Consider the following 24,894-nt stretch of genomic DNA (forward strand, 5'->3'; position numbering starts at 1 on the left):
GGTCGAGTGAAACCGGCCCGAAGGAACGCGTCGTTCAGATCAGAACTGGCTTTCTTCGTAATAGCCGGACCCGATCAGAATCTCTTTCCAGTTGGTGGCATCAACAGCGACCGGCTCCAGCAGGTAGGAGGGGACGATCTTCTTGCCGTTGTCGTAGGTTTTGGTGTCGTTGATTTCCGGCTCGGTGCCGTTGACCAGCGCGTTGACCATGCCCACGGTGACGCGGGCCAGCTCACGGGTGTCCTTGAAGATGGTGGAATACTGCTCGCCTGCGATGATCGACTTGACCGATTGCAGTTCCGCATCCTGACCGGAAACGATCGGCATCTTCACGTCGCCCGAGCCATAGCCGACGCCTTTGAGCGACGACAGGATACCGATGGACAGACCATCGTAGGGCGACAGGACGGCGTTGACTTTCTTGTCGGTGTAGTAGGCGGACAGCAGGTTATCCATGCGGGCCTGAGCCACGGCACCATCCCAACGCAGCGTGCCGACTTTTTCCATGCCGGTCTGGCCGGAGACGATCACGACAGTGCCGGCGTCGATCAGCGGCTGCAGAACCGACATCGCACCGTTGTAGAAGAAGTAGGCGTTGTTGTCGTCGGGCGAGCCGCCGAACAGTTCGACGTTATAGGGGCCATCGCCGAAACGCTCTTTCAGGCCGTCGACCAGGCTGGTGGCCTGCTGCACGCCAACCTTGAAGTTGTCGAAGGTGGCATAATAGTCGACGTATTCGCTGTCACGGATCAGACGGTCATAAGCGATGACCTTGATGTCTGCGAAATGGGCATTCTCAAGCGCGTTCGACAGCGTGGTGCCGTCGATGGCGGCGATGACCAGGACGTCGACGCCCTTGGTGATCATGTTCTCGATCTGCGCCAGCTGGTTGGGAATGTCGTCTTCGGCGTATTGCAGATCGGTTTCGTACCCGGCCTCTTCAAACTGTTTGACCATCGCTGCACCGTCGGAAATCCAACGCGCCGAAGATTTGGTCGGCATCGCGATACCGATGGTCTCGGCCTGGACGCCGCCTGTCAGCATAAGGGCTACGGCCGTGCTGGCCACGAGAGTCTTGAACATAGAGGCTCCTCCACTAAACGTGCCGATGGCTCTGATGGCCAGCAGTTACACGTGTTTTGATTTTTTTTGGCTGTTCTCCTCAACCGTCCTTTGCCTACTCTTCGGGTTCATACCTGTAAAATTCTAATTATGGCAAAGGTCATAACAATCATGGTATATCTTAACGCATCATGGATCTGATACGCCGCCTCAAACCCACTCACCTGCGCCTGATTTCGGAAATCGCGCGCCACCAGAAGCTGCAGCTTGCGGCGGAAAGCATGGGCGTGTCGCAGCCTGCGGCCTCGCGTATGCTGGCCGATATCGAAGCCGAGGCCGGTGCGCCCCTGTTCGTCCGCCACCCAAGGTGGATGGAGCCGACGCCCGTTGGTGCCGCCTTCCTGCGCCATATCCGGGTGATCCTGAGCGAGCTTGAAAGCCTGCAGACCGAGGTGGAAAACCTCAACGTCGGGCAGTCTGGCGAAATCCGCGTGGGCGCTGTGACCGGCCCGGCCATGGGCTTCCTGATGCCCGCGATTCGCGCCGTCAAGGAAGAGTCCCCCGATATCGAGGCCACGATCGAGGTCGGCCCCTCGGTGCAGCTGGTGCGCGGTCTGAAAGAGGGGCGCTTTGATTTCATCATCGCCCGCCTGCCGCCGGAATATGATGTCACGGATTTCCACATCTACCCGGCGCGCTCGGAAAACATCTCGATGCTGGTACGCGACAGCCATCCTCTTGCCGGGCGGCGCAACCTGCCGCTGGAGGAACTGAGCCAATACGAATGGGTGGTGCAGGAGCGCGGATCTCCCCTGCGTCAGGCGGTCGAGGCTGCCTTCATGCAAATCGCCCGCCCGGTGCCACGCAACGTCAACAACTCGTCCTCGTTGCTGGTGGTGCTGGCCCTGCTGGCCGAGTCCGACGTCATCTCGCCGCAATCCCAAGAGGTGGCCGAGATCCTGACAGGGCCGGGCCTTGGCGCGCGTCTCTGCGCCCTCGACCTCGATCAGACGATCACCGTCTCGCCCTATTTCATCATTGCCAACCGCGCGCATCAGCTGCCCCGCGCCGTCGACCGGGTGCTGAAAGAGGTGCTCCGCAGACTTTAGATGAGCAAGACTCTAGATGAGCAAGACTCTAGATGCGCAGACTTCAGAGGCCTGGCCGCAGCACCGGGCTGTCCCCGACCCGGCGATAGCCGTTGCGAATGACCGTCGCCATCGCCGCGCGGGCCTCCTCCGCCGCACCCGAGGCTATGGCGCGCGCAATCGCATGGTGGTTCTGCGCCACCTCTTCCTTGCCCTCGGGGAACCTCTCATGCGCTTCCAGCATGAACAGCGAATGCAGCGCCGTCTGCACGATATCGCCCAATGAATTCAGGAACCTGTTGCCCGAGAGCTTGAGCACCTGCTTGTGGAAATCGTAATCCGCCACGGCGAAATCCGCCCGGCTCTCGCTGGTTGCCAGCATGTCGCAGAGCGCGAACAGCGCCGCACAATCGGCCGTATTGGCGCGGGTTGCGGCCTGCGCGGCGGCGGCGGGCTCAAAGATCAGCCGGATCTCGAACAGCTCGTCATAGAACGCGCCGGGACTGCGCATCGAGGCGTGCCAGCGCAGCACATCCTCGTCGAACATGTTCCACTCGTCCGAGGGGCGGACATGCGTGCCGACCTTGGCCTTGGACTGGATCATGCCCTTGGCAATCAGCGTCTTCTTGGCTTCGCGCACGACGGTGCGCGAAACGTTGAACATCTCGCACAGGTCCGGGTCCAGCGGGATCATCGTCTCGGCCGGGTATTCCCCGGCGACGATGGCCCGCCCGATCTGTTCCACCACAAAGATCGTGTGGTTCGACGCCCGCTCGACCAACCCGCCCGCCAACCCGGCGGGTTGAACAAGGGTCATGAAAGGGCGGCGGAGCCAGTCGCTCTTCTTTTTCGTGCCGTCGTTGCCCAAATCAGCCCCTTTTGAAGCAGGATGAATGCGAACAGCAGCATCCCGATGACGATCTTAGTCCACCAGCTCGATAGCGTCCCGTCAAAGACGATATAGGTCTGGATCAGCCCCATGATCATTATCCCGAAAAAGGTCCCGGCGACAAATCCATAGCCGCCCGACAGCAAGGTACCCCCGATGACGACGGCGGCAATCGCGTCCAGCTCGACGCCCACGGTCGCCAGCGAATAGCCCGCGCTGGTGTAGAGCGAGAAGACGATGCCCGCCAGCCCTGCCAGACCGCCCGAAATCGCGTAGATCCCGATGGTGGTCTGCGCCAGCGGCACGCCCATCAGCTTGGCCGTCTGCGGGCCGCCGCCGAGGGCATAGACGTTCTGACCAAAGCGCGTGCGATGCGCCACGATGGCCCCGACGATGAAGGTCAGCACCATGACGCCGCCGATCAGCCGGAACCGCCCGCCGCCCGCCGCCTTCCAGTAGATGCCCTGCAGCACATCGTAGAACTCATGTTCGATCGGCACACTGTCGGTGCTCAGCACATACGCCGCACCGCGCGCCAGAAACATCCCGGCCAGCGTGACGATGAAGGGCGGCATCTCAAGGTAATGGATCGTCGCACCCATGGCTGCGCCAAAGGCCGTCGTGATGATCAGCGCCAGCGCGAAGGCCATCAGCGGATGCATCGAGGTATCGCGCAGGATCACCGCCAGAAACACGCCGGTAAAGGCGATGACCGAGCCAACCGACAGATCGATCCCGCCCGACAGGATCACAAACGTCATCCCCACTGCGACGATGCCGAGAAAGGCGTTGTCGGTCAGCAGGTTGGCCACCACGCGCGTGCTCAGGATCGCCGGGTATTGCGAGCCGCACAGCGCGAAGGCCAGAACGAAGGTCACCAGCGTCACGATCAGCGGCAAATGGGTTGAGCGGATCATTGGGTCTTCTCCTCAGGCGTCGTGCGGGGGCGGGGGGATTTGCGGTCCGGTTGCGGCTGCGGCCCCGAGGCGCGCAGCATGTACCACAGGTAGCTGACCTTGGGCGACTGGATCACCAGAATGCCGAGGATCAGCACCGCCTTGATGACCAGGTTGAACTCTGGCGGCATCCCCGACAGCAGGATGACCGAGTTCACCGACTGGATGATCATCGCCCCGAGCAGTGACGCGATGATGGAAAACCGCCCCCCCAGAAGGGAGTTGCCGCCGATGACGACGGCCAGAATGGCGTCCAGCTCCAGCCAGAGCCCGGCGTTATTCGCATCCGCCCCCTTGATGTCGGCGGCCACGATGACCCCGGCCAGCGCCGCGCACAGCCCCGACACCAGATAGACACAGACCAGCAGCACACGGGAGTTGATGCCGGCGAGGCGCGAGGACGCCTCGTTGATGCCAATCGACTCGATCAGCATCCCCAGCGCCGTGCGCCGCACCGCGAAGGCGACGAAGGCGCCGAGGCAGATCCAGATCACGATGGCCGTCGGAATGCCGAGGATTGTACCCGCGCCCAGCCGGATCAGGCCGGGGTTGAGGAAGGTCAGAATGGTGCCCTCGGTGATCAGTTGCGCCACGCCGCGCCCCGCCACCATCAGCACCAGAGTCGCCACGATGGGCTGAATCCTCAGCACCGCAACCAGCACGCCGTTCCAGGCGCCACAGATCGCCCCCGTCGCCAGGGCCCCGATCAGCGCGGTGAACCAGCCGTGCCCGTCGACCACCAGAGAGGCCGCTGTCGCGCCCGCGATCGCCATCACCGCGCCGACCGACAGATCGATGCCGCGCGTCGCGATCACCAGCGTCATGCCGATGCACAGAAGCGCCGTTGGCGCGCCCCGGTTCAGCACGTCGATGATATTGCCGAACAGCCGCCCATTGCGGAAATCGACATGGAAAAAGTCAGGGAAAACAATGACGTTCAGCAGCAACGCCGCCGCCAGAATGATCAGCTGAGGCGTGATCCGCTTCAGCAATCCTTGGGTCGAACCCGCCATCACGCAACTCCTCTTGCAGGCTCATCGGCAATCGCATGCACGATGTTCTGCGCTGTAATCTCGGCGCCCGTCAGCTCGGCCACCTGACGGCGGTCGCGCAGCACGATGACGCGGGTCGAATAGGCCACCAGCTCTTCCATCTCGGACGAGGCCACCAGCAGCGACATGCCCTGTTGGCGCAGCGTTTCGATCAGGGCGATGATCTCGGCGTGGGCGCCGACGTCGATGCCGCGTGTCGGCTCGTCCAGGATCAGGAAATCGGGGCTGGTCGCCAGCCAGCGCGCCAGCAGCGCCTTTTGCTGATTGCCCCCCGACAACAGCCGGATCGGCATGTCGAGGCTGGCCAGACGAATATCCAGCGTGCGCACGTAATGCTCGGCGATCTCGTTCATCTTGGCGCGCGACAGGGGGCGCATCCAACCTTGCCGCGCCTGCAACGCCAGCACGATATTGTCCCGCACCGACAGATCGCCGACGATGCCTTCGGTCTTGCGATCCTCGGGGCACAGCGCAAAGCCATGCCGCACCGCCTCGCGCGGGTTGCCGACGCGGATCTCCTTGCCGTGCATCTTCAGCACGCCACCATCCGCAGGCACCGCCCCGAACAGCAGGTTCGCCGTCTCGGTCCGACCGGAGCCGAGCAAGCCTGCCAGCCCGACAACCTCGCCCTTCCTCAGCGCCAGACTGAACGGCTCCAACATGCCGCGCTTGCCAAGGCCATCGACCTCCAACAGCATCTCGCCCGCCGCACCGGTCTGGCGGTCATGCACCTTGGCTTCCAGCTGGCGGCCCAGCATCAGCGTCACGATGTCATGCTGGCTGACCGTGCTCAGCACCCGCGTGCCGACAACCCGGCCGTTGCGCAGCACCGTCGCGCGGTCCGAAATCTCGAACACCTGATCGAGGAAGTGCGTCACGAAAACAATCGCCAGCCCCCGCTCTTTCAGCGTGCGGATGACCGAGAACAGCAGTTGCACCTCATCGCGGTCAAGGCTCGCCGTCGGCTCGTCCAGGATCAGCACCTTGCCCGACATCTCGACCGCGCGGGCAATGGCGACGACCTGCTGCACGGCGACAGAATAGCGCGTCAGCGGCTCGCCCGGATCGACGTCGAGGCCATAGTCGCGCAGCACCCGGCGCGCCTCGGCCACCATGCGCTTGCGCGACACCAGCCCGCCGCGCATCGGCTGACGACCCAAGTACAGGTTCTCGGCCACTGTCAGATTGGGCAGCAGGTTGACCTCTTGGTACACAGTGCCGATGCCGCAGATCTGGCTTTCGGCGGTGCTGGCGGGGTTGATCACCTCACCGTCCAGCGTGATCACGCCGCCGTCGCGCTTGTAAGCACCGGTCAGGCATTTGATCAGGGTCGATTTTCCGGCGCCATTCTCGCCCAGCAGGGCGTGCACCTCACCCCGGTGGAGCGTCAGCTCAACATCGTCGAGGGCTATGGTGCCGGGGAAAAACTTGGAAATGCCCTTGGCATGCAGCATCGGCGCGTCCTGCGCATCCGTGCCAGTGGGGGTGCCAGTCGGGGCGGTCTGTTCTGTCATGTCGCGAATCCAGCGGTCATGGGGCGTTGCGAATGGCCCTGCGCGAAACACGCAGGGCCACCCATGAAGACGACCGGAAAAACAACCACCGGCCCCTGATAAACCTCAGTACCCGAGGTCTTTCTTCATCTCGTAGACCGCCTGATTGTCGTCCTTGGCGGTATAGAGTTTGCTTTCGGTCTGGATCCATTTTGCCGGCATCGTGCCGTCGGCAAGGTAGGCTTCCATCGCGTCCAGCGCCGGGCCGGCCATGTTCGGCGTCAGCTCGATCGTGGCGTTCATCTCGCCGTTGGCCAGCGCCAGGTGCGCATCCGGAACCGCGTCGATCGACACGATCTTGATGTCGGTGCCGGGTTTCAGACCGGCTTCCTTGATCGCCTGAATGGCGCCCACGGCCATGTCGTCGTTATGCGCGTAGAGCGCGCAGATATTCGCGCCGCCCTCGGCCTTGAGGAAGCTCTCCATCACGACCTTGCCTTGCGACCGGGTGAAATCACCGGTCTGGCTGCGCACGATTTCCAGGTTGTCGTGGCCCTTGATCGCCTGCTCAAAGCCGGTCTTGCGGTCGATGGCGGGGGAAGAGCCGGTGGTGCCCTGCAGCTCGACAATGCGGCAATCCGCGCCTGCGACCTCATCCACCAGCCACTGGCCAGCGACATTGCCCTCATGCACGAGGTCCGAGGTGACGGCGGTCAGGTACAGATCTTCCGGTGCATCGACGGTGCGGTCCAGCAGGACGACGGGAATATCGGCGTCCTTGGCTTCCTCCAGAACCTCGTCCCAGCCGGTGGCCACGACCGGTGCGATCAGGATGCCGTCAACGCCTTGCGCGATGAACGAGCGGATCGCCTTGATCTGGTTTTCCTGCTTCTGCTGCGCATCGGCAAATTTCAGGTCGATGCCGCGCTCTTCGGCCTGCTGTTTGGTGACGGTGGTTTCTGCCGCACGCCAACCGGATTCAGACCCGATCTGCGAAAAGCCGATGGTCAGATCAGCCGCAAAGCCAGCCACAGGGGCCAGCGCCACGACGCCCGCCAGGAGCGTTGTTTTGATGTTCATGATGTCCTCCCTAAGAACACGTTATGTTCACGAATCCGATTAAGTATTACTTTATTATTTTTGTAAACAGATTTGTGATCAGCTTGTGAGGTGGGAGAGCCTTTTCATTGAACTTTCAACCATAGAAAGCGCCGCTGCTGCGCCGGTAATGCCTTTGCAATCAATCGGTTGTCGCATTTTCTGTTCGGCGCAACCTGGCGTTGATTTCCTCGGTGCGGCGCAGGTGCTCGGGCCGTTCCGCAATGGCCTTGCGGCTCGTCATGCTGGCGATCTGGTGGCAGATCGCGCTGATCGCGGCATAGTTGGACGGCGGTGTTGGAGTCTCGATCCGGCCGCGGAAATGCCAGGCGAATCGCGGGTCATCCGGCATGCTCTCGTCCGAGATCACGGCGCAGGAGGCCCCCGTCATCAGCACCTCCTGCAAGGCGGCCTCGATCACGCTGGGCCGGGGCGACAGCGCGAGGCACAGCACCAGATCGTCAGCATGCAGCAGCGCCAGATGGTCGCCCAATTGCTCTCCCGCCTGGGGGATGACGCGCATGTCCGGCACCACCCGAGACAGCTGCCAATACAGCATGCTGGCATAGCTGTGGCTGATTTGGTGGCCGATCAGCCAGACCCGCCGCGCCTTCAGAAGCGCCGTCGCCAGCGAGTCGAGCGAGTCCGGATCTATCCGCTCAAACGTCCAGGCGATGTTTTCCCATTCCTCGCCGAGGTTCAGCGCGGTCAGTGTCTGCATTGGCGGCTCAGTCGCGCCGATGGCGCTGCCCAGCGGTGTGAAATGCCGTGTCCCGGCCTGTCTTTCGCTGCGCGCCGCGCGCCGTGCCGCCTCAAAGCTCTCGAACCCGATGCGGCGGACAAAGCGAGACACGGTGGCCTTGGAAACCCCGCTCAGCTGCGCCAGTTCCTGCGCGTCGTAGGAGGCCACATCGCCCGCGAAATCCAGCAGAAACGTCGCCAGTTTGTGCTCGGCACGCTGCAGTTCCGGAAGGTGGACCCGGATGCGTGACAGAAAGGGCTGATGCGCGGGCGTGGGAAACTGTGATTTCATGCCAAAACTATGCGACAGCGCGTCAGACGGCACAAGACGGTCTGACCCTGATTAGCGTCAGGTGTCACAGAAACTGGTTATAATTTTAGTGTCCTCCGCCGAAATGAGGGCTCTTGGACGGTCTTCCCAGCGCGCACACATGCCCGATTGAAATCACAGTTTCAAAACAGCGCAAATCCGCAACACAGGTTTCCTGCCGACTCGGAATTCTCCTCAAGGTTGTACCGCGTTCCACGCCAGATCCCTGTGTTCCTCGGCCAGTGGCGGCGCTATGGTCCTCCGATATCAGCCACGCGGTCCCACCGGATCCCCAGCCACCCTGATCCACGTCTTTCGGGAGCCCTGACATGACCCTCACCGCGCAAACCCTTCGCCCGCTCGGCACCACCGGCCTGACGGTCACGGCCCTCGGCGTCGGATCGGCGCCGCTTGGCGGCCTCTATGGCGATGTGACCCAGGCCGAGGCGCTGGAGATGCTGGACACCGCATGGTCGCTCGGCATCCGCTATTTCGACACCGCACCGATGTACGGGCGGGGCAGGGCCGAGCACCTCGTCGGCCATATGCTGCGCGATCGGGGCGCGGGCTATACCCTCTCCTCCAAGGTCGGGCGGCTGATGCAGCGGGCTCGTCCGGGGCTGACGCTGCCGCCCGCGCAGGAACGTCAGCGGCCCGGTCCGACCTGGCACAACAGCCTGAGCTTTCGCGACGTCTATGATTATTCCTATGACGGCATCCTGCGCAGCTACGACGACAGCCTGCAGCGGCTGGGGGTCGCGCGGATCGATATGCTCTATGTCCATGACATCGGCCACGCCACCCACGGCCCCTATCAGGATGGGCACTGGCACGCGCTGACCTCGGGCGGCGGCTTTCGCGCGCTGGAGCAGCTGAAGGCCGCGGGCCAGATCAGCGGCTATGGCATCGGCGCGAACGAGTGGCAGGTGATGCGCGACGCGCTTGAGGAGACCGACCTCGATTGCTGCCTGCTGGCGGGACGCTATTCGCTGATCGACCGCGACGCTGAGGCGGAGTTCCTGCCGCTGGCGCAGCGTCGAGGTGTGGCGCTGGTGCTCGGCGGGGTTTTCAACTCCGGCATCCTCGCCGCCGATGCCGAGGCGCCGCAGATGTTCAACTATGTCGCCGCCGCACCCGAGGTCGTCGCCCGCGCCAACGCCCTGCGCCGCGTCTGCGCCGACCACGGCGTCGCGATGGGGGCGGCCGCGATCCGCTTTCCGATGCGCCAACCGGCGGTGGCCTGCGTGGTGATCGGGGCGACCTCCGCCGCGCAAATCCGCCAGAATGTCACGTGGTTTTCCAGCGAGCTGCCAGAGGCGCTCTGGTCCGACCTCGACGCCGCGCTCGCCATGGTCTGAGCCACCACCAGAGCAGGCAAAGCCCCGGCATCGAGCCGGGGCTTTGCCTTGGGCGGCGGCTGAAATCGCACCGCCCGGATACCGTTCACATACCGACGCGATACCGACGTCGCAATTTCACCATTTCCGAAGGGGGCTAAACGATCCCGCCGCCGCCGCCCGTCGACTTGGGACGCACCGCCGCGACCTGCTTGCGATAGCCGCTGGCGCGGTAGGTCAGGATCGGATCAATGGCGCCGCCCGCCTCAAGCCGCGCCATCGCCAGGATCGGCTCGACATCCGTGCGGAAGGCCGCGCGCAGCGTCGCACTGGCCATCAGAGCGTCGTTTGCATCCTGAAATCCACCCAAAGCCGCACGGTCCACAAGGCTCGCTTGCACATAGGCGCGCTGGATCTCGCAGGCAGAAATCATAAGGCTTTCAATGGGATCAGTGACATTATGGCTCTGGTCTATCATATGCGCCAGGTCGAGGTCGGCGCTTTCGGCATCCACCAGCTCGTTCCAGATCAGGAACAGGCGGTAGGGCTCGATCGTGCCGCTGTCGAGGTCATCGTCGCCATATTTGCTGTCGTTGAAGTGGAACCCGCCCAGCTTGCCCGCATGGATCAGACGCGAGACGATCATCTCGATGTTCACATTCGGCGCATGGTGGCCCAGATCGACCAGACATTTCGCTTTATCTCCAAGCTCTTGCGCGGTCAGAAGGCTGCTGCCCCAGTCCTGAACGACCGTCGAATAGAAAGCAGGTTCATAGATCTTGTGCTCGGAGAAGATCTGCCAACCCTCTGGCAAGCCTTGATAAATCTCCTTCATCGAGGAGAGGTAGCGTTCAAACTGCCGCCCCATATGCGACTGACCGGGAAAGTTCGTGCCGTCCCCGATCCAGACCGTCAGCGCCTTGGAGCCGAGCTTTTCACCGATCTCGATGGTCTCAAGGTTGTGCTCGATGGCCTGCGCGCGCACAGCCTTGTCCATATGCGACAGGGAGCCGTATTTATAGCTCAGCGGATGGTCCGCATGGTCTTGAAATGTATTGGAATTCATCGCGTCAAAGCCGACGCCGACCGCCTCGGCCTTTGCCAGCAAATCGGCCGGATCCGCCTTGTCCCAGGGGATGTGCAGCGACACGGTCGGCGTTGCCTGCGTCAGCCCATGGATCACGCCGCAATCGTCAAGTTTGTCAAAGATATCGCGGGGTTCGCCCTCGCCCGGGAAGCGCGCAAACCGTGTCCCGCCGGTGCCTGTGCCCCAGGACGGGACAGCAACGCCAAAGCCCTTGGCGCGGTCTTTCAAGGCCGCGATATCAATGCCGCGCCGGTCCAGATGTTCGCCCAATGCGGCGTAATCGGCGCGCAGAGCGGCCTCGCGCGTTTTGTTCTCAGCTTCGATCAAACCCTTGTCGATCATGGAAAATTCCTCCCCAGAATGTCGTGGGGCGCGGTGTGATCCCCGCCCAAAACCCCTCAGCGTGTGAAGGCTTCCTTGTTGCCCGCATCGACGTTGATGATATTGCCCGTCGACTTTGCCGACTTGTCGGAGGCAAAGAAATAGGCGGCCTCCGCAATATCTTCGGGCAGCACCGAGCGCTTCAGCATCGAGCGGTTGCGATACATCTCTTCCAGCCCGTCCTTGTCGGTCTTGTAGGTGCTGGCGCGCTGGTCCAGCCATTCGCCTTCCCAGATCTTGGAGCCGCGCAGAACGGCGTCGGGGTTGACCACGTTGACACGAATACCAGCCTCGGCCCCCTCCAGCGCCAGACAGCGCGCAAGATGAATTTCGCTTGCCTTTGCAGTGCAATAGGCCGCCGCGTTGGGGCTGGCGGCAAGGCCGTTCTTGGACGCCACGAAGACGACAGAGCCGCCAATCGCCTGCGCCCGCATCACCTTGAAAGCCTCGCGCGAGACAAGGAAGTAGCCGGTCGACAGGATCGACATGTTCTTGTTCCACAGCTCCAGCGAGGTTTCCTCGATCGGCGCAGACGAGGCGATGCCGGCGTTCGACACCAGAATATCGATGCCGCCAAACTCCACCGAAACCTCGGCATAGGCGGCAGTCACCGCCGCCTCATCCGTCACGTTCATCGCCACGGTGCGCACGACGTCCTTGGAGTAGCGCCCCGAGAGTGTATCCTTTGTCGAAGCCAAGGCAGCTTCGTCGATATCCGCCAGCATGACGCAGGCGCCTTCCGAGAGGTACCGTTCCGCCGTCGCCGCGCCGATGCCGCCCGCGCCGCCGGTGACCAGAGCCACCCGACCGGCCAGGCTTTTCGGCTTCGGCATGCGCTGCAGCTTTGCCTCTTCCAGCAGCCAGTATTCGATGTCGAAGGCTTCCTGCTCGGGCAGGCCGCAGTATTCCGACACGGCGGAGGAGCCGCGCATCACATTGATCGCATTGACATAAAACTCGCCCGAGATGCGGGCCGTCGCCTTGTCCTTGGCGAAGGTGATCATGCCGACGCCGGGCACGAGGTAGACCACCGCGTTGGGGTCACGAATGGCCGGCGAATCGTCGTGCTTGCAGCGCGCGTAATAGGCCGCGTAATCCTCACGGTAGGCGGCGACCTGCGCCGACAGACCTTCCAGAACCTCGTCGATATTGCCCTTGGCCGGATCGAACGCGACGACCAAAGGCCGGATCTTGGTGCGCAGGAAGTGGTCGGGACAGGAGGTGCCGAGCGCCGCAAGCGCCTGCATATCCTTGGAATTCACGAACTCCAGCACCGCGTCGCTGTCCTCGAAATTGCCAGCCATGTGCTGGTTGCCCGAGACGAAGCCACGAATGGCGGGCATCAGTTTCGCCGCGACCGCACGCCGCTCAGCCGCCTCAAGGCTTTGATGAACGGCACCGCCGAAGGCATCCTTGCCGCTGGTCTCTTTCTCGAAATAGGCGATGGCGGTGTTGATGATCTCCAGCGTCAGCTCGTAGCAGGCCTTGGCGTCGTCATCCCAGGTGAACAGCCCATGGCTTTCCAACACGACACCCTTGGCGTCGGGGTTCTCAAGGCAGAATTTCTCCAACCACAGACCCAGCTCGTAGCCCGGCTTCTTCCACGGCAGCCAGCCGATGGTGTCGCCGAAGATCTGCTGCGTCAGGGCGCGCGAATTCTTCGACGCCGCGATCGCGATGATCGCATCGGGGTGCATGTGATCGACGTGTTTCTTGGGCACATAGGCGTGCAGCGGCGTGTCGATGGAGGCCGCCCGCGGGTTCAGCGCCCAGGTGCAATGGGGCAGATAGCCGACCATTTCATCCTCGAATTCGACGCCGCGATAGAGGTCCTTCAGCGCGTTCAGCTTGTCCATGTAGAGCGTGGCAAAGCCGTCCATCTTGATCGAGCCGACATCGCCGCCCGATCCCTTGACCCAGAGAACCTCAACCGCTTCGCCCGTCAGCGGGTCCTTCTCCATCACCTTGGCGGAGGTATTGCCGCCGCCGTAGTTGGTGATCCGCTTGTCCGAGCCAAGCAGATTCGAGCGGTACAGAAGCTTTTCAGATTCGCTCATTGAGCTGGCCTTGGCCTCGTCCCACTTGGACAAAAGGCGCGTGGTTGCGGGTGTCATGATGGTCATTGCTGGTTCCTCCGGGGCGTTCCTGCCAGAACGATGTTTTCAGGCGAAAGCTGTCAGGGGTGCGTCGCATTGTCAATCATAAACGATCATGAACAATCATGCTGCGATGCAGAATGAAAAGTTACGATCATTTATGATTGACAATGATTGAGCTTCTACGACAGGTTGAAGGTAAGGTGAGGAACCACATGCACGAGAAAGAACGCCACAGGATCATACTCTCCGCTGTCCAGGACCGCCCGGTCGTGACAGTGCCAGAGCTTTGCGCGTTGACTGGCGCGTCTGAGGCCACGATCCGGCGTGATATCGCGTCTCTGCACGTCGCCAAAAAGCTGCGCCGGGTGCGCGGCGGGGCCGAGGCGCTGCACGGCACGCAGTTTCCCGGGTTGGCGGGGCGTCCCTTCACGCTGAACGAAACGGTCAGGATCGCTCAGAAACGCGCAATTGCGCGCGCGGCTGTCGAGCTGTGTGAGGATGGTGAGCCGATCATCATCAACGGCGGCACCACGACCTTTCAGATGGTGCATCCGCTTGCCTCGCGCCGGTTGCAGATCTTCACCAACTCGTTTCCCATCGCTGAGCATCTGCTGAAGAATTCGCGCAACACGATCCTGCTGTCGGGCGGCGTGGTCTACCGCGAACAGAACATCATCCTGTCGCCGTTCGAGAATGACGTGACACGCAATTTCTACGCCCGGCGCATGTTCATGGGCGCGCAGGGCATCGGCCCGCTCGGGCTGATGGAGGCCGATCCGCTGCTGATCCAAGCCGAACACAAGCTGATCGGGCAGGCGGACGAGCTGATCGTCCTCGCCGACAGTACGAAATTCGACAACCGCTCGTCACTTGTGCTTTGCCCGCTGGACCGGATCCAGCGGCTGATCACAGATGACGGCATATCGGACCGCGCCGCCTCGATGCTTGAGGCGGCTGGTGTGCAACTGATCGTGGCGACCCCGAGCACCACGATACAGGAGGCCTCTGGAGGGTAGACGCAAGCGTCTGCGAGGAGGCAGAAAAATCGGGATTTGTTCTTTAGGGAGGAGACAATCATGAAACTCGCGAAACTGCTGATCACCGCCGCAACGGCTGTCGGTCTGACGGCATCCGCCGCCGCCGCCGACGAGATGCGCATCGCGCTTGTGGTCAAGGCGCTCGGCATCGGGTTCTTCGAGGCCGCAGCAAAAGGCGCCGAGGAAGCCGCAAACGAGATCGGTGACGTCAAGATCATCTACACCGGCCCGACCGAAACCACCGCCGAAGGCCAGATCGAGGTGATCAACGCCCTGATCGCCCAGAAGGTCGACGCCATCGCCGTCTCGGCCAACGACACCGACGCGCTGGTGCCGACGCTGAAAAAGGCCATGCAACGCGGCATCACCGTGATCTCGTGGGATAGTGGCGTCGCCCCTGAGGGTCGCTCGGTCCACCTGAACCCGTCGTCGAACCCGCTGATCGGCAACATGATCATCAAGCTGGCCGCCGATCACATGCCCGATGGCGGTGACGTTGCCGTGCTGTCGGCCACCACCACCTCGACCAACCAGAACATCTGGATCGACGAGATGAAGAAGGTGATGCCGAACTATCCGGGCATCAACCTGGTCACCACCGTCTATGGCGATGATCTGGCGGACAAATCCTACCGCGAGGCGACCGGCCTGCTGCAAACCTACCCGGACCTGAAGGCGATCATCGCGCCGACCTCCGTCGGTATCGTGGCCGCCGCGCAGGCCGTGGCGGATGCCGGCAAGATCGGTCAGGTCAACGTGACCGGCCTTGGTCTGCCGTCCGAGATGGCCGGCGCGGTCGAGAGCGGTGCGTCGGACAGCTTCGCGATCTGGAACCCGATCGATCTGGGCTATTCCGCCGCGATGATCGCCTACCACCTTGCCAAGGGCGATGCCGAGGCGAAACCCGGTGCGGAAATTCCGATGGGCCGCATGGGCGCGCTGACACTGGACGACAATCTTGAAGGCGCGATGGCGGACCCCTTTGTCTACGACAAGTCCAACATCGAAGAGTTCAAGAGCATTTTCTGAGGGTTCCTCCCTGCAGGGCGACCCAAAGCGCCCTGCTGCACGACCGGACCGGGGGCCTGTTTCCCCCGGTCCACCTCTCTATCGTCAGGAAATCCGCCATGCCCTATGATACAACATATTCCGGCGCCCAGCCGCCCGCAGGGGCTCCGATCCTTGCTCTGAACGGCATCGAAAAGGTCTTTCCCGGCGTCAAGGCGCTCGACGGTGTCAACCTGTCGCTCTACCCCGGGCAGGTCACGGCGCTGGTCGGCGAAAACGGCGCAGGCAAGTCCACCATCGTCAAGATCCTGACCGGCATCTATCAACCCGACGGCGGGCAGATCCTGCTGAACGGCGCGCCCATTGCCTTTCCCACCGCCCAGCACGCCGCCGCCGCTGGCGTCACCGCGATCCATCAGGAAACCGTGCTGTTTGATGAGCTGACGGTCGCCGAAAACATCTTTCTCGGCCATGCCCCCCGCACCCGCCTCGGTCTGCTCGACTGGCGCGCGATGCGGCGCGACGCGCAGGCGATCCTGACCTCGATCGGCGCCGACATCGACCCCGGCGTGAAGCTGGCCGAACTTGGCATCGCCTCCAAGCACCTCGTCGCGATTTCCCGCGCGCTCTCCATCGACGCCCGTGTCGTGGTGATGGACGAACCCACCGCCGCCCTGTCGCACAAGGAAATCCATGAGCTCTATGAGCTGGTGGAAAAGCTCAAGGCACAGGGCAAGGCGATCCTCTTCATCTCGCACAAGTTCGACGAGATCTTCCGCATTGCCGATCGTTACACCGTGTTCCGCGACGGCCAGTTCGTCGCCGAGGGCCGCATCGACGAGGTGAGCGAGGGCGATCTGGTGCAGATGATGGTCGGCCGCTCCGTCGATCAGGTGTTCCCGCAGCGCACGCCCACCTTGGGTGAAGAGATCCTCACCGTCGCGGGCTACGCCCATCCGACCGAGTTCGAGGACATCAACTTCACCCTGCGCCGGGGCGAGATCCTGGGGTTTTACGGCCTCGTCGGGGCGGGTCGGTCTGAATTCATGCAATCGCTGATCGGCATCACCCGCCCCTCCAAGGGCGCGGTCAAGATCGAGGGCCACGTCCGCATCATCCGTTCGCCCGCCGAAGCGATCCGCGAAGGCATCGTCTATGTGCCTGAGGATCGCGGCAAGCAGGGCGCCATCACCGCCATGCCGATCTTTCAGAACGTCACGCTGCCCTCGCTGGCGCACACCTCGCGCAACGGCTTTTTGCAGCTGGCCGAGGAATTTGATCTGGCCCGCGAATACACTCAGCGGCTGGATCTGCGCGCGGCCTCGCTCGACACGCCCGTCGGCTCGCTCTCGGGTGGCAACCAGCAGAAGGTGGTCATCGCCAAGTGGCTGGCCACCAAGCCCCGCGTCATCATTCTGGACGAGCCGACCAAGGGCATCGACATCGGATCGAAAGCCGCCGTGCATGAATTCATGGCCGAGCTTGCCGCCGAAGGCCTCGCCGTCATCATGGTCAGCTCGGAACTGCCCGAAATCCTCGGCATGTCCGACCGTGTCATCGTGATGCGCGAAGGCCGGATCGTCGCCGAGGTTTCGGGCGACGAGATGACCCCGCAAACCCTTGTCCGCCATGCGGCCGGCATCGGGCAGGAGGACGCCGCATGATCCCCTTTCGTCTGACCCGCGAAGTGCTTCTGGCCTTCGCGCTGCTGGTGCTGCTGGTGCTGGTGGCGACCCGGTTCCCCGGCTTTGTCGCGCCATCCAATCTGGCCGCCGTCTTCAACGACACCTCGGCGCTGATCATCCTGGCGCTCGGCCAGTTCATCGTCATTCTGACGCGCTGCATCGACCTGTCGGTCGCGGCCAACCTCGCCCTCACCGGCATGGTCTGCGCGCTGCTCAACACCGTGGCGCCGGACCTGCCCATCGTCTTCACGCTGGGGCTGGCCCTCGCCCTCGGTGCGACGCTCGGTGCGGTGAACGGGTTTTTCGTCTGGAAGCTCGACATCCCCCCGATCGTCGTCACCCTCGGCACGATGGTGATCTTTCGCGGCATCATCTTCCTGATCTCCGACGGCCAATGGGTCAACGCACATGAGATGAGCCCGCGCTTCACCGCCTTCCCGCGGTATGAGATCCTCGGCATTCCGATGCTGTCGTGGTGCGCTGTGCTGGTGATCGCGCTGGTCTATGTGCTGGTGACGCGCACATCGCTTGGCCGGTCGTTCTTTGCCGTCGGTGGCAACCCTCACGCGGCGGTCTACACCGGCATCGACGTCGGTCGCACCCAGTTCCTGGCCTTCGTCATCTCGGGCACGCTGGCGGGTCTTGCAGGCTACCTCTGGGTGTCGCGATACGCCGTCGCTTACGTCGATATTGCCGGCGGGTTTGAGCTTGACGTCGTGGCCGCCTGCGTCATCGGCGGCGCAGCGATCAGCGGCGGGGCCGGGTCGGTCTTCGGCATCGTGCTGGGCGCGCTGTTCCTCGGCGTGATCAAGAACGCGCTGCCGGTCGTCGATATCTCTCCCTTCTGGCAACTTGCCATCTCCGGCTCGGCGATCATCATCGCCGTGGCGCTGAACGCCCGCTCGGGCCGCGCCAAGGGCCGTATCATCCTGCGCAAAGCGGAGCATGCACATGAGCCTGTCTGAAACCGCCCTGTCCCCCGCCGCCACCCAGCGGCGCGACCCCCGCCAGATCCCCGACCGCCTGACCACCCGAGGCCAGCGCGTGCTGAAGTCGTGGGAGGCGCTGTTGCTGCTGGTCGGCATCGCGATCTTCATCGCCAACTGCTTTGCCTCGCCCTATTTCCTGTCGCCGTGGAGCCTGTCGGACGCCACCTTCAACTTTACCGAAAAGGCGATGATCGCCTTCGCCATGGCACTGCTGATCATCTCGGGCGAGATTGACCTCTCGGTCGCGGCGATCATCGCACTGGCCTCTACCGCCATGGGCGCCGCGGCGACCGCAGGCTTCGGCACGCCGGTTCTGGTCGGCATCGGCCTTGGCACGGGGCTGCTTTGCGGCGTGTTCAACGGCGTCCTCGTGACCCGCCTCGGTCTGCCCTCCATCGTTGTCACCATCGGCACGATGAGCCTGTTTCGCGGCCTCTCCTATATCGTGCTGGGCGACGGCGCCTATCGCGGCTACCCCGAGAGCTTCGCCTTCTTCGGGCAGGGCTACGTCTTCTGGGTGGTGTCGTTCGAGTTCGTGCTGTTCGCCGTCCTCGCCGTGATCTTCACCGTGCTGCTGCACAAGACCAACTTCGGGCGGGCGGTGTTTTCCATCGGCAACAACGCCACCGCCTCGCTGTTTTCGGGCGTGCGGGTGCCGCGGGTCAAGATGATGCTGTTCCTGCTGACTGGCGTGATGAGCGGCGTTGCCGCGATCTGTCTGACCTCGCGCCTCGGCTCGACCCGCCCCTCGATCGGGCTGGGGATGGAGCTGGAGGTCGTCACCATGGTCGTGCTCGGTGGTGTCAGCATCCTTGGCGGCTCAGGCTCGATCCCCGGCGTGGTCATCGCGGCCTTTGTGCTGGGTCTGCTGACCTTTGGCCTTGGGTTGCTGAACGTGCCCGGCATCGTCATCTCGATCTTCACCGGCGCGCTGCTGATCGGCGTCATCGCCCTGCCGCGCCTTATTCAGAAATGGAGGGGCTGATGCAAAAGCACGCCTTCAAGATGCGCCTCAACCCCGGGTGCCGCGCAGAATACGAACGGCGTCATGACGAGATCTGGCCAGACCTGTCGGCGCTGCTGAAAGAGGCGGGCGTCTCCGACTACTCGATCCACTTCGACGCAGAGACGGACACGCTGTTTGCCGTCCTGTGGCGGCGCGACGATCACGGCATGGCGGCGTTGCCGGATCATCCGGTGATGCAGAAATGGTGGGCGCATATGGCCGACATCATGGCGACCAACCCCGACAATTCGCCGGTCGCGACCGACCTGCCCATGCTCTTTCACATGGCCTGATCCGCATGACCCGTCCCCGCCATATCGCCGTCATCGACGTCGGCAAGACCAACGCCAAGCTGGCGCTGGTCGAGGCGGGCTCCCTGCGCGAGCTCGACGTCGTCACCCGCCCCAACACCGTGCTGGCAGGGCCGCCCTACGCGCATTTCGATCTTGAGGGGCACTGGGCCTTCTTCCTCGTCCACCTCGCGCGGTTTCACACGGACCATGGGATCGATGCGATTTCGATCACCACGCATGGCGCTTCGATCGTGCTGCTGGACGGGCAGGGCGGGCTCGCCACCCCGATGCTGGATTACGAGGATACCGGCCCCGACACCCAGTCCGCCGCCTACAACGCGCTCCGCCCCGGCTTTGCCGAAACCGGATCGCCGCGTCTGCCTGCCGGGCTGAACGTCGGGGCCCAGCTGCATTGGCTGTTCGCCCGCGATCCCGATCTGCTGGAGCGCACCGCTCATATCGTCACCTATCCGCAATACTGGGGCGCGCGGCTGACCGGCAATTACGCCACCGACGTCACATCCCTCGGCTGTCACACTGACCTGTGGACTCCTTGGGAGGGCGCGTTTTCCCCCCTCGTCGACCGCCTCGGCATCCGCGACAAGATCGCCCCCGCGCTGCATTCCGGTGACACCCTCGGCACCCTGCGCCCCGATCTGGCGGCGCTGACCGGGCTGCCGGACAGCACGCCGGTAACCTGTGGCATCCACGATTCCAACGCCTCGCTCTATCCTCATGTCGCGGCGCGCAAGGGCGCTTTCTCGGTCGTCTCCACCGGCACATGGGTTATCGCGATGTCGATCGGCGGCGATCCCGTCAGCCTGGACGCCGCGCGCGACACGCTGGTCAACGTGAACGCCCTTGGCCAGCCGGTGCCCTCGTCCCGCTTCATGGGCGGGCGTGAATACGAACTGATCCGCCGCGACGCGCCCCCCGCCACCGCAGCCGACTACGCCACTGCCCTGCAAGGCGCGCTGCTGCTGCCCTCGGTCGAGCCGACCTCCGGTCCCTTCCAAGGTCGCCAGATGCGGTGGAGCGGCGACGAGCCGCAAGGCGCCCCGCGCATGCTGGCGCTGTCGTGGTACCTGGCGTTGATGACCGACACCTGCCTCGGCCTTGTCGGTGCGCGCGGCCCGGTGATCGTCGAGGGGCCGTTCGCGCGCAACCCTGACTACCTCGCCATGCTGGCCGCCCTGCGCACCGAGGGGGTCGAGACCGCCTCCTCGGCCACCGGCACCGCTGCCGGGGCCGCGCTATTGGCACAAAAGAACACCGCGCCGCCCGACACGGCAACGGTGCCGCGCCCGAAGGATCGCGCGGCGCTGATCGCCTATGCCAAGCGCTGGCAAGCGGCCGTGGAGCAGGTCGCTACGATGGCCTGAAGTGTCACGCGCTCAGATGCGTCAGCAGCACGCCGCCGCCCATGCAGATCAGCGCCACACCGCCCAAGGCCTCGGCCGCCCGGCCAAAGCGCACGCCCAGAAACCGCCCCGCCATCAGGCCCGCCGTCGCCATGCAGGTGGTCGCGACGCCAATCGCCACTGCCACCGTCAGGATATGCACATCGGCAAAGGCCAGCGACACGCCGACAGCCATCGCATCAACCGAGGTGCCAAAGGCCGTCGCCAGCAAAGCCCAGAAGCTGCCCCGCGCGGGCAATGCGGCGTCCTTAGGGCCCTGAAGCGCCGACAGGATCATCCGCAGGCCGACCCCGCCCAGCAGCGCGAAGGCGATCCAGTGATCGACGACTGCGACATAGCGGCTGGCGGCGATCCCCAAGGCCCAGCCGATCAGGGGCGTCACCGCCTCGGCCAGACCAAAGATCAGCCCGGTGCGCAGCGCGCGCGCCAGCCCCGGTTGCTGTCGTGTCGCACCCCGTCCGAGCGCGGCTATGAAGGCGTCGACCGACAGGCTGAGGGCCAGAATGCCAATGCTGACGGGTGTCATGGGCCGTATCCTGTCTGCGAAGATGCAAAAGACGCCACCCGGTGGGGCAGCGTCGTCTGGGGCATCTGATTGCTTTGGTCGCATCTGTTAGGCGTGGTGCCAACAAGTGTCAATCAATTCAATGGTCTATAGAATGAGACGCATTCGCAACTGGTCTGCTTTGGCGCGTGTGGATCAGGCCTCGTTCGCGTCTTATCTCGCCAGCAGCTTCAGCACATGGGCCGGGCCGGTGGGCACGATCCCCGACGGGTTCAGCGCCTTGATCGAGTAATAGCCGCGCGTGATGTGGTCCATGTTCACCGTCTCGGCGACGCCGGGCAGGGCCAGCACGTTCTCCATCAGCGCCTGCAGCTTGGGGTAATCCGCGATGCGGGCGCGGTTGGTCTTGAAGATCCCGTGATAGGCCGCGTCAAAGCGGATCAGCGTCACGAACAGGCGCACATCGGCTTCAGTCACCGCATCGCCGAACAGGAAATCGCCCGCCACCCGCGCCTCTAGCATGTCGAGCGTTTCGAACACGCCCTCGACCGCCTCGTCATAGGCCTGCTGCGAACTGGCAAAGCCCGACTTGTAGACGCCATTGTTCAGCCTGTCATAGAGCACCGGATTCAGCGCGTCGATCTCAGGGCGTAGCGCTTCGGGATAGAGGTCAACCGTGCCCGGCACCAGCCCCTCAAACGCGGTGTTCAGCATCCGCAGGATATCGGCGCTCTCGTTGTTGACGATGACGCCCTGCTGTTCATCCCAGAGCACCGGCACCGTGGCGCGACCCGTAAAGACTGGGTCCACGCGGGTGTAGATCTGGTGCATGAACTGCGCGCCAAACAGCGGATCTTCGTCCGCGCCGGGATAGCCGCCAAACGACCAGCCCTGATCCCCCAGCACGGGCGACACCACCGTCACCGCGATCATGTCCTCCAACCCCTTGAGCTTGCGCGCAATCAGTGCCCGCGACGCCCAAGGGCAGATCAGCGCCACATAGAGACGATAGCGCCCGGCCTCGGCCTTGAAGCCTGCCTCGCCCGTCGGACCGGCGGCGCCATCCGGCGTGATCCAGTTGCGGAAAGAGGAGGTCTGGCGGACAAAGCGCCCCTCGGCATCCTTGGCCTGCACAGGGGTCCAGTCGCTTGCCCATTTTCCGTTGACCAGCATCGTCTCAATCCTCTCCACTTTACCGTTCAGACATAAAAAACGCCCGCCCCGAGCATGTCGGGACGGGCGCTTTGGCAGGATCAGATCTTGGTTTTACGACCCAGCGGGAACAGCGCATAGGCCCCATCCCCAAGACCGGCGATTGCGGCCATCACGAAGGCCCACAGCACCGGGTATTCCCAGCCACCACCGGCATTGGAGAAGGTGAAGCCGTTGCCGCCGTGACCGAACAGCGCCGCGCCCAGCAGGACGGGAACCATGATCAGCGCGACCAGACGGGTGCCGAGGCCGAGGACGAGGGCGATACCGCCGACGATCTCGATCACCATCGTCACAACGCCGAGCCAGCCCGGCAGGCCGATCGACTGAAAGTAACCAGCGGTGCCGGCGGGGGTGAAGACGAACAGTTTGATCAGGCCGTGGGTCAGCATGTAAACGCCGGTGATCACGCGCAGCAGCAGCACGGCATAGGGTGCGGTTCTTGTATCAATCATAACATTTACTCCGGTGCGCCAGAATGGCGCGTGGTTTTCAGATGTGCGTCAGCAGGGCACTGCAGCCCCTGTCGCGATGACCTTCTTATCGCGCAATCCCGCCCTCCATGATATGGCGCATATGTGGATTAACTTTCGCCAGTATGTTCCGAATAGGAGGGCCCATGGATTTTCTCGACGGTATCCGCGTCTTTGTCGCTGCGGTCGACACCGGCTCTTTCGCGCAGGCCGGGGCGCGGTTGGGGATCTCGGGCAAGCTGGCGTCGAAATACATGGGCGCGCTTGAGGATCGCCTTGGCACCCGGCTGTTGCAGCGCACCACCCGCAAGCTCGGCATGACAGCGGCGGGAGAGAGCCTCTATGCCCGCGCCCCCGCATGGCTGGACGAGCTTGAGGAGATGACCTCTGCCATCAACGAACCGGGGCGAGGGGTGACGGGCACGCTGCGCGTCTCGGCCCCGGTGATCTTTGGCGAGCATCATGTGCAACAGCTGCTGCGCCGGTTTCGCGCCCAGCACCCCGATCTGGTGGTCGACCTGCGCCTCACCGACGCCTACAGCGACCTCGCGAGCGAAGGCATCGACGCCGCGATCCGCATCGGCACCCTCTCCGACAGTGCGCTGATGTCGCGGCATCTGGGCAGCACCGGGCTGATGATCGGCGCGTCGCCCGCCTATCTCGCGGCGCATGGCACGCCACAGTGCCTCGACGATCTGGGCCGGCACGCCTGCATCCGCGACACCAACATCCGCAGCCGCGGCGGGTGGGAGCTGTCGGAGGGCGGCATCCTGCGCAAGATCGTGGTGCGCGGCCCCTATCTGGTCAATTCCGCCCGCGCCGCGCTGGAGCTGGCCGTGGCGGGCGAGGGCATCGTCATGTCGCCCGATTACGTCCTGGCCCCCGCCCTGCGCGAAGGCCGGCTGGTGCGCGTGCTGGCTGATGTCGAAGCCGCGCCGCTGGATATCCAGATCGTCTATCTGGCCGGGCGCAGCATGCCGCGCCGCCTGCGGGCCTTCCTCGATTTCCTCTCCGTGCAGAAACGGGACCTCTTCGATCCGGGAATTGCGACCCTGTGAGCACAACTTATAGGCGTACCTTCGCAAAACATTGCAGAAACGCCGCTATCAATGGTACGAGACCCGACCAAACCGAACGGGGCCAGAGCTGATGCTGCGAACTTTCTGGGAAAATGTCATATCGCCGCTGATTTCGCGGCCCAGCCGCTTTCAGGTCGCGGCGCTTTGCTACCGCAGGCTCGGGGGCGAGGTGCAGGTGCTTGTGATCACCTCCCGCGACACCGGCCGCTGGATCCTGCCCAAGGGCTGGCCGAAACGCGGCTATGATGCCGGTGGCACCGCGCTTGAGGAAGCCTGGGAAGAGGCCGGCGTCAAATCCGATGGCGCGCCGCCACGCCTGATCGGCACCTACCGCTATGACAAACGCCTCAAGGGCGGCGTCCCCGTCACCACGGATGTCGAGGTCTTCGCGATCCGTGTCATCAAGCTGCTTGACGACTTCCCCGAGGTCGGCGAACGCACCCGCGAATGGATGACCCCTGAAGACGCCGCCGAGGTCGTCGATGAAACCGGCCTGAAGGCGCTGTTGCGCGACCTGCCGGTGACACTCTCGGACTGACGGCGTAAAGGCTGGCCAATCTGCGCGGCACGAAGGCGTGCCCCGCCGCCCCCCT

23 protein-coding genes are annotated in these 24,894 nt (G+C 63.6%); 11 read left to right on the forward strand and 12 right to left on the reverse strand.

What is annotated here, in order from left to right:
• Positions 1 to 39 precede the first annotated feature (39 nt).
• Positions 40 to 1,083, reverse strand: a complete 1,044-nt coding sequence (chvE, locus tag F3W81_RS19140; RefSeq protein WP_193081074.1) for a multiple monosaccharide ABC transporter substrate-binding protein — start codon at positions 1,081 to 1,083, stop codon at positions 40 to 42.
• A gap of 170 nt (positions 1,084 to 1,253) precedes the next feature.
• Here chvE and F3W81_RS19145 point away from each other — a divergent pair, with 170 nt between their 5' ends.
• Complete coding sequence (locus F3W81_RS19145) at positions 1,254 to 2,171, forward strand: LysR family transcriptional regulator (RefSeq protein ID WP_193081075.1); 918 nt, start codon at positions 1,254 to 1,256, stop codon at positions 2,169 to 2,171.
• A 43-nt stretch (positions 2,172 to 2,214) separates the two neighbouring features.
• On the opposite strand, the gene F3W81_RS19150 is transcribed toward F3W81_RS19145, so the two are convergent.
• The 6 genes from F3W81_RS19150 to F3W81_RS19175 form a co-directional block, all read right to left on the reverse strand.
• The gene (locus F3W81_RS19150; protein ID WP_193081077.1) at positions 2,215 to 2,967 is read right to left on the reverse strand and encodes a FadR/GntR family transcriptional regulator; all 753 of its coding nucleotides are present in this window, start codon (positions 2,965 to 2,967) and stop codon (positions 2,215 to 2,217) included.
• Positions 2,964 to 3,956, reverse strand: a complete 993-nt coding sequence (gene yjfF, locus F3W81_RS19155) for a galactofuranose ABC transporter, permease protein YjfF (RefSeq protein WP_226941751.1) — start codon at positions 3,954 to 3,956, stop codon at positions 2,964 to 2,966. The genes F3W81_RS19150 and yjfF overlap by 4 nt, the downstream gene beginning before the upstream one ends.
• Positions 3,953 to 5,008, reverse strand: a complete 1,056-nt coding sequence (locus F3W81_RS19160) for an ABC transporter permease (RefSeq protein WP_193081078.1) — start codon at positions 5,006 to 5,008, stop codon at positions 3,953 to 3,955. Before F3W81_RS19160 ends, yjfF begins: the two co-directional genes overlap by 4 nt.
• Complete coding sequence (locus F3W81_RS19165) at positions 5,008 to 6,561, reverse strand: sugar ABC transporter ATP-binding protein (protein WP_193081079.1); 1,554 nt, start codon at positions 6,559 to 6,561, stop codon at positions 5,008 to 5,010. Before F3W81_RS19165 ends, F3W81_RS19160 begins: the two co-directional genes overlap by 1 nt.
• Positions 6,562 to 6,666: 105 nt before the next feature.
• Positions 6,667 to 7,620, reverse strand: coding sequence for a galactofuranose ABC transporter, galactofuranose-binding protein YtfQ (ytfQ, locus tag F3W81_RS19170; RefSeq protein WP_193081080.1), 954 nt, complete (start codon positions 7,618 to 7,620; stop codon positions 6,667 to 6,669).
• 160 nt (positions 7,621 to 7,780) lie between these two features.
• Complete coding sequence (locus F3W81_RS19175; RefSeq protein ID WP_193081081.1) at positions 7,781 to 8,671, reverse strand: MurR/RpiR family transcriptional regulator; 891 nt, start codon at positions 8,669 to 8,671, stop codon at positions 7,781 to 7,783.
• Positions 8,672 to 9,018: 347 nt separating this feature from the next.
• Here F3W81_RS19175 and F3W81_RS19180 point away from each other — a divergent pair, with 347 nt between their 5' ends.
• Positions 9,019 to 10,047 carry an aldo/keto reductase gene (locus tag F3W81_RS19180; RefSeq protein WP_193081082.1) on the forward strand — a complete coding sequence of 343 codons (1,029 nt, stop codon included), beginning with the start codon at positions 9,019 to 9,021 and terminating at the stop codon, positions 10,045 to 10,047.
• A gap of 136 nt (positions 10,048 to 10,183) precedes the next feature.
• Here F3W81_RS19180 and rhaI read toward each other — a convergent pair whose 3' ends face one another.
• Positions 10,184 to 11,455 carry an L-rhamnose catabolism isomerase gene (gene rhaI, locus F3W81_RS19185; RefSeq protein ID WP_193081083.1) on the reverse strand — a complete coding sequence of 424 codons (1,272 nt, stop codon included), beginning with the start codon at positions 11,453 to 11,455 and terminating at the stop codon, positions 10,184 to 10,186.
• A gap of 56 nt (positions 11,456 to 11,511) precedes the next feature.
• Positions 11,512 to 13,608: a bifunctional rhamnulose-1-phosphate aldolase/short-chain dehydrogenase gene (locus tag F3W81_RS19190; protein WP_193084042.1), complete on the reverse strand. Its 2,097-nt coding sequence runs from the start codon at positions 13,606 to 13,608 to the stop codon at positions 11,512 to 11,514.
• A gap of 197 nt (positions 13,609 to 13,805) precedes the next feature.
• Here F3W81_RS19190 and F3W81_RS19195 point away from each other — a divergent pair, with 197 nt between their 5' ends.
• The 7 genes from F3W81_RS19195 to F3W81_RS19225 all read left to right on the forward strand — a co-directional run bounded on the left by F3W81_RS19195 (position 13,806) and on the right by F3W81_RS19225 (position 20,993).
• Positions 13,806 to 14,609: a DeoR/GlpR family DNA-binding transcription regulator gene (locus F3W81_RS19195; RefSeq protein WP_193081084.1), complete on the forward strand. Its 804-nt coding sequence runs from the start codon at positions 13,806 to 13,808 to the stop codon at positions 14,607 to 14,609.
• Positions 14,610 to 14,669: 60 nt separating this feature from the next.
• On the forward strand, positions 14,670 to 15,659 hold the full coding sequence (rhaS, locus tag F3W81_RS19200) for a rhamnose ABC transporter substrate-binding protein (RefSeq protein WP_193081085.1): 990 nt from the start codon (positions 14,670 to 14,672) through the stop codon (positions 15,657 to 15,659).
• Between the two features lie 98 nt (positions 15,660 to 15,757).
• The gene (locus tag F3W81_RS19205; RefSeq protein WP_193081086.1) at positions 15,758 to 17,302 is read left to right on the forward strand and encodes a sugar ABC transporter ATP-binding protein; all 1,545 of its coding nucleotides are present in this window, start codon (positions 15,758 to 15,760) and stop codon (positions 17,300 to 17,302) included.
• Entirely contained in the window at positions 17,299 to 18,288 is a 990-nt protein-coding gene (locus F3W81_RS19210; protein ID WP_193081087.1) for an ABC transporter permease, read from the forward strand. Before F3W81_RS19205 ends, F3W81_RS19210 begins: the two co-directional genes overlap by 4 nt.
• Positions 18,275 to 19,297: an ABC transporter permease gene (locus F3W81_RS19215; protein ID WP_193081089.1), complete on the forward strand. Its 1,023-nt coding sequence runs from the start codon at positions 18,275 to 18,277 to the stop codon at positions 19,295 to 19,297. The genes F3W81_RS19210 and F3W81_RS19215 overlap by 14 nt, the downstream gene beginning before the upstream one ends.
• Positions 19,297 to 19,611 carry an L-rhamnose mutarotase gene (gene rhaM / locus F3W81_RS19220; protein WP_193081090.1) on the forward strand — a complete coding sequence of 105 codons (315 nt, stop codon included), beginning with the start codon at positions 19,297 to 19,299 and terminating at the stop codon, positions 19,609 to 19,611. Before F3W81_RS19215 ends, rhaM begins: the two co-directional genes overlap by 1 nt.
• Positions 19,612 to 19,616: 5 nt before the next feature.
• Entirely contained in the window at positions 19,617 to 20,993 is a 1,377-nt protein-coding gene (locus F3W81_RS19225; protein WP_193081091.1) for an FGGY-family carbohydrate kinase, read from the forward strand.
• Between the two features lie 4 nt (positions 20,994 to 20,997).
• On the opposite strand, the gene F3W81_RS19230 is transcribed toward F3W81_RS19225, so the two are convergent.
• The 3 genes from F3W81_RS19230 to F3W81_RS19240 all read right to left on the reverse strand — a co-directional run bounded on the left by F3W81_RS19230 (position 20,998) and on the right by F3W81_RS19240 (position 23,204).
• A complete protein-coding gene (locus F3W81_RS19230) occupies positions 20,998 to 21,558 on the reverse strand; it encodes a manganese efflux pump MntP (protein WP_193081093.1) in 561 nt (186 codons plus the stop codon).
• A gap of 192 nt (positions 21,559 to 21,750) precedes the next feature.
• Positions 21,751 to 22,710, reverse strand: coding sequence for a glutathione S-transferase family protein (locus F3W81_RS19235; RefSeq protein ID WP_193081095.1), 960 nt, complete (start codon positions 22,708 to 22,710; stop codon positions 21,751 to 21,753).
• Between the two features lie 80 nt (positions 22,711 to 22,790).
• Positions 22,791 to 23,204: a DoxX family protein gene (locus tag F3W81_RS19240; protein WP_193081096.1), complete on the reverse strand. Its 414-nt coding sequence runs from the start codon at positions 23,202 to 23,204 to the stop codon at positions 22,791 to 22,793.
• Between the two features lie 164 nt (positions 23,205 to 23,368).
• Between F3W81_RS19240 and F3W81_RS19245 the strand changes: the two genes are divergently transcribed.
• Together F3W81_RS19245 and F3W81_RS19250 are read left to right on the forward strand one after the other, a co-directional pair.
• Positions 23,369 to 24,280: a LysR family transcriptional regulator gene (locus F3W81_RS19245; RefSeq protein WP_193081097.1), complete on the forward strand. Its 912-nt coding sequence runs from the start codon at positions 23,369 to 23,371 to the stop codon at positions 24,278 to 24,280.
• 91 nt (positions 24,281 to 24,371) lie between these two features.
• Positions 24,372 to 24,839 (forward strand): NUDIX hydrolase, encoded by a 468-nt coding sequence (locus F3W81_RS19250; protein ID WP_193081098.1) that lies wholly within the window; start codon positions 24,372 to 24,374, stop codon positions 24,837 to 24,839.
• Positions 24,840 to 24,894 lie beyond the last annotated feature (55 nt).

Origin of the sequence: Pseudooceanicola spongiae (assembly GCF_014899185.1) — a bacterium.
GTDB lineage: Bacteria > Pseudomonadota > Alphaproteobacteria > Rhodobacterales > Rhodobacteraceae > Pseudooceanicola > Pseudooceanicola spongiae.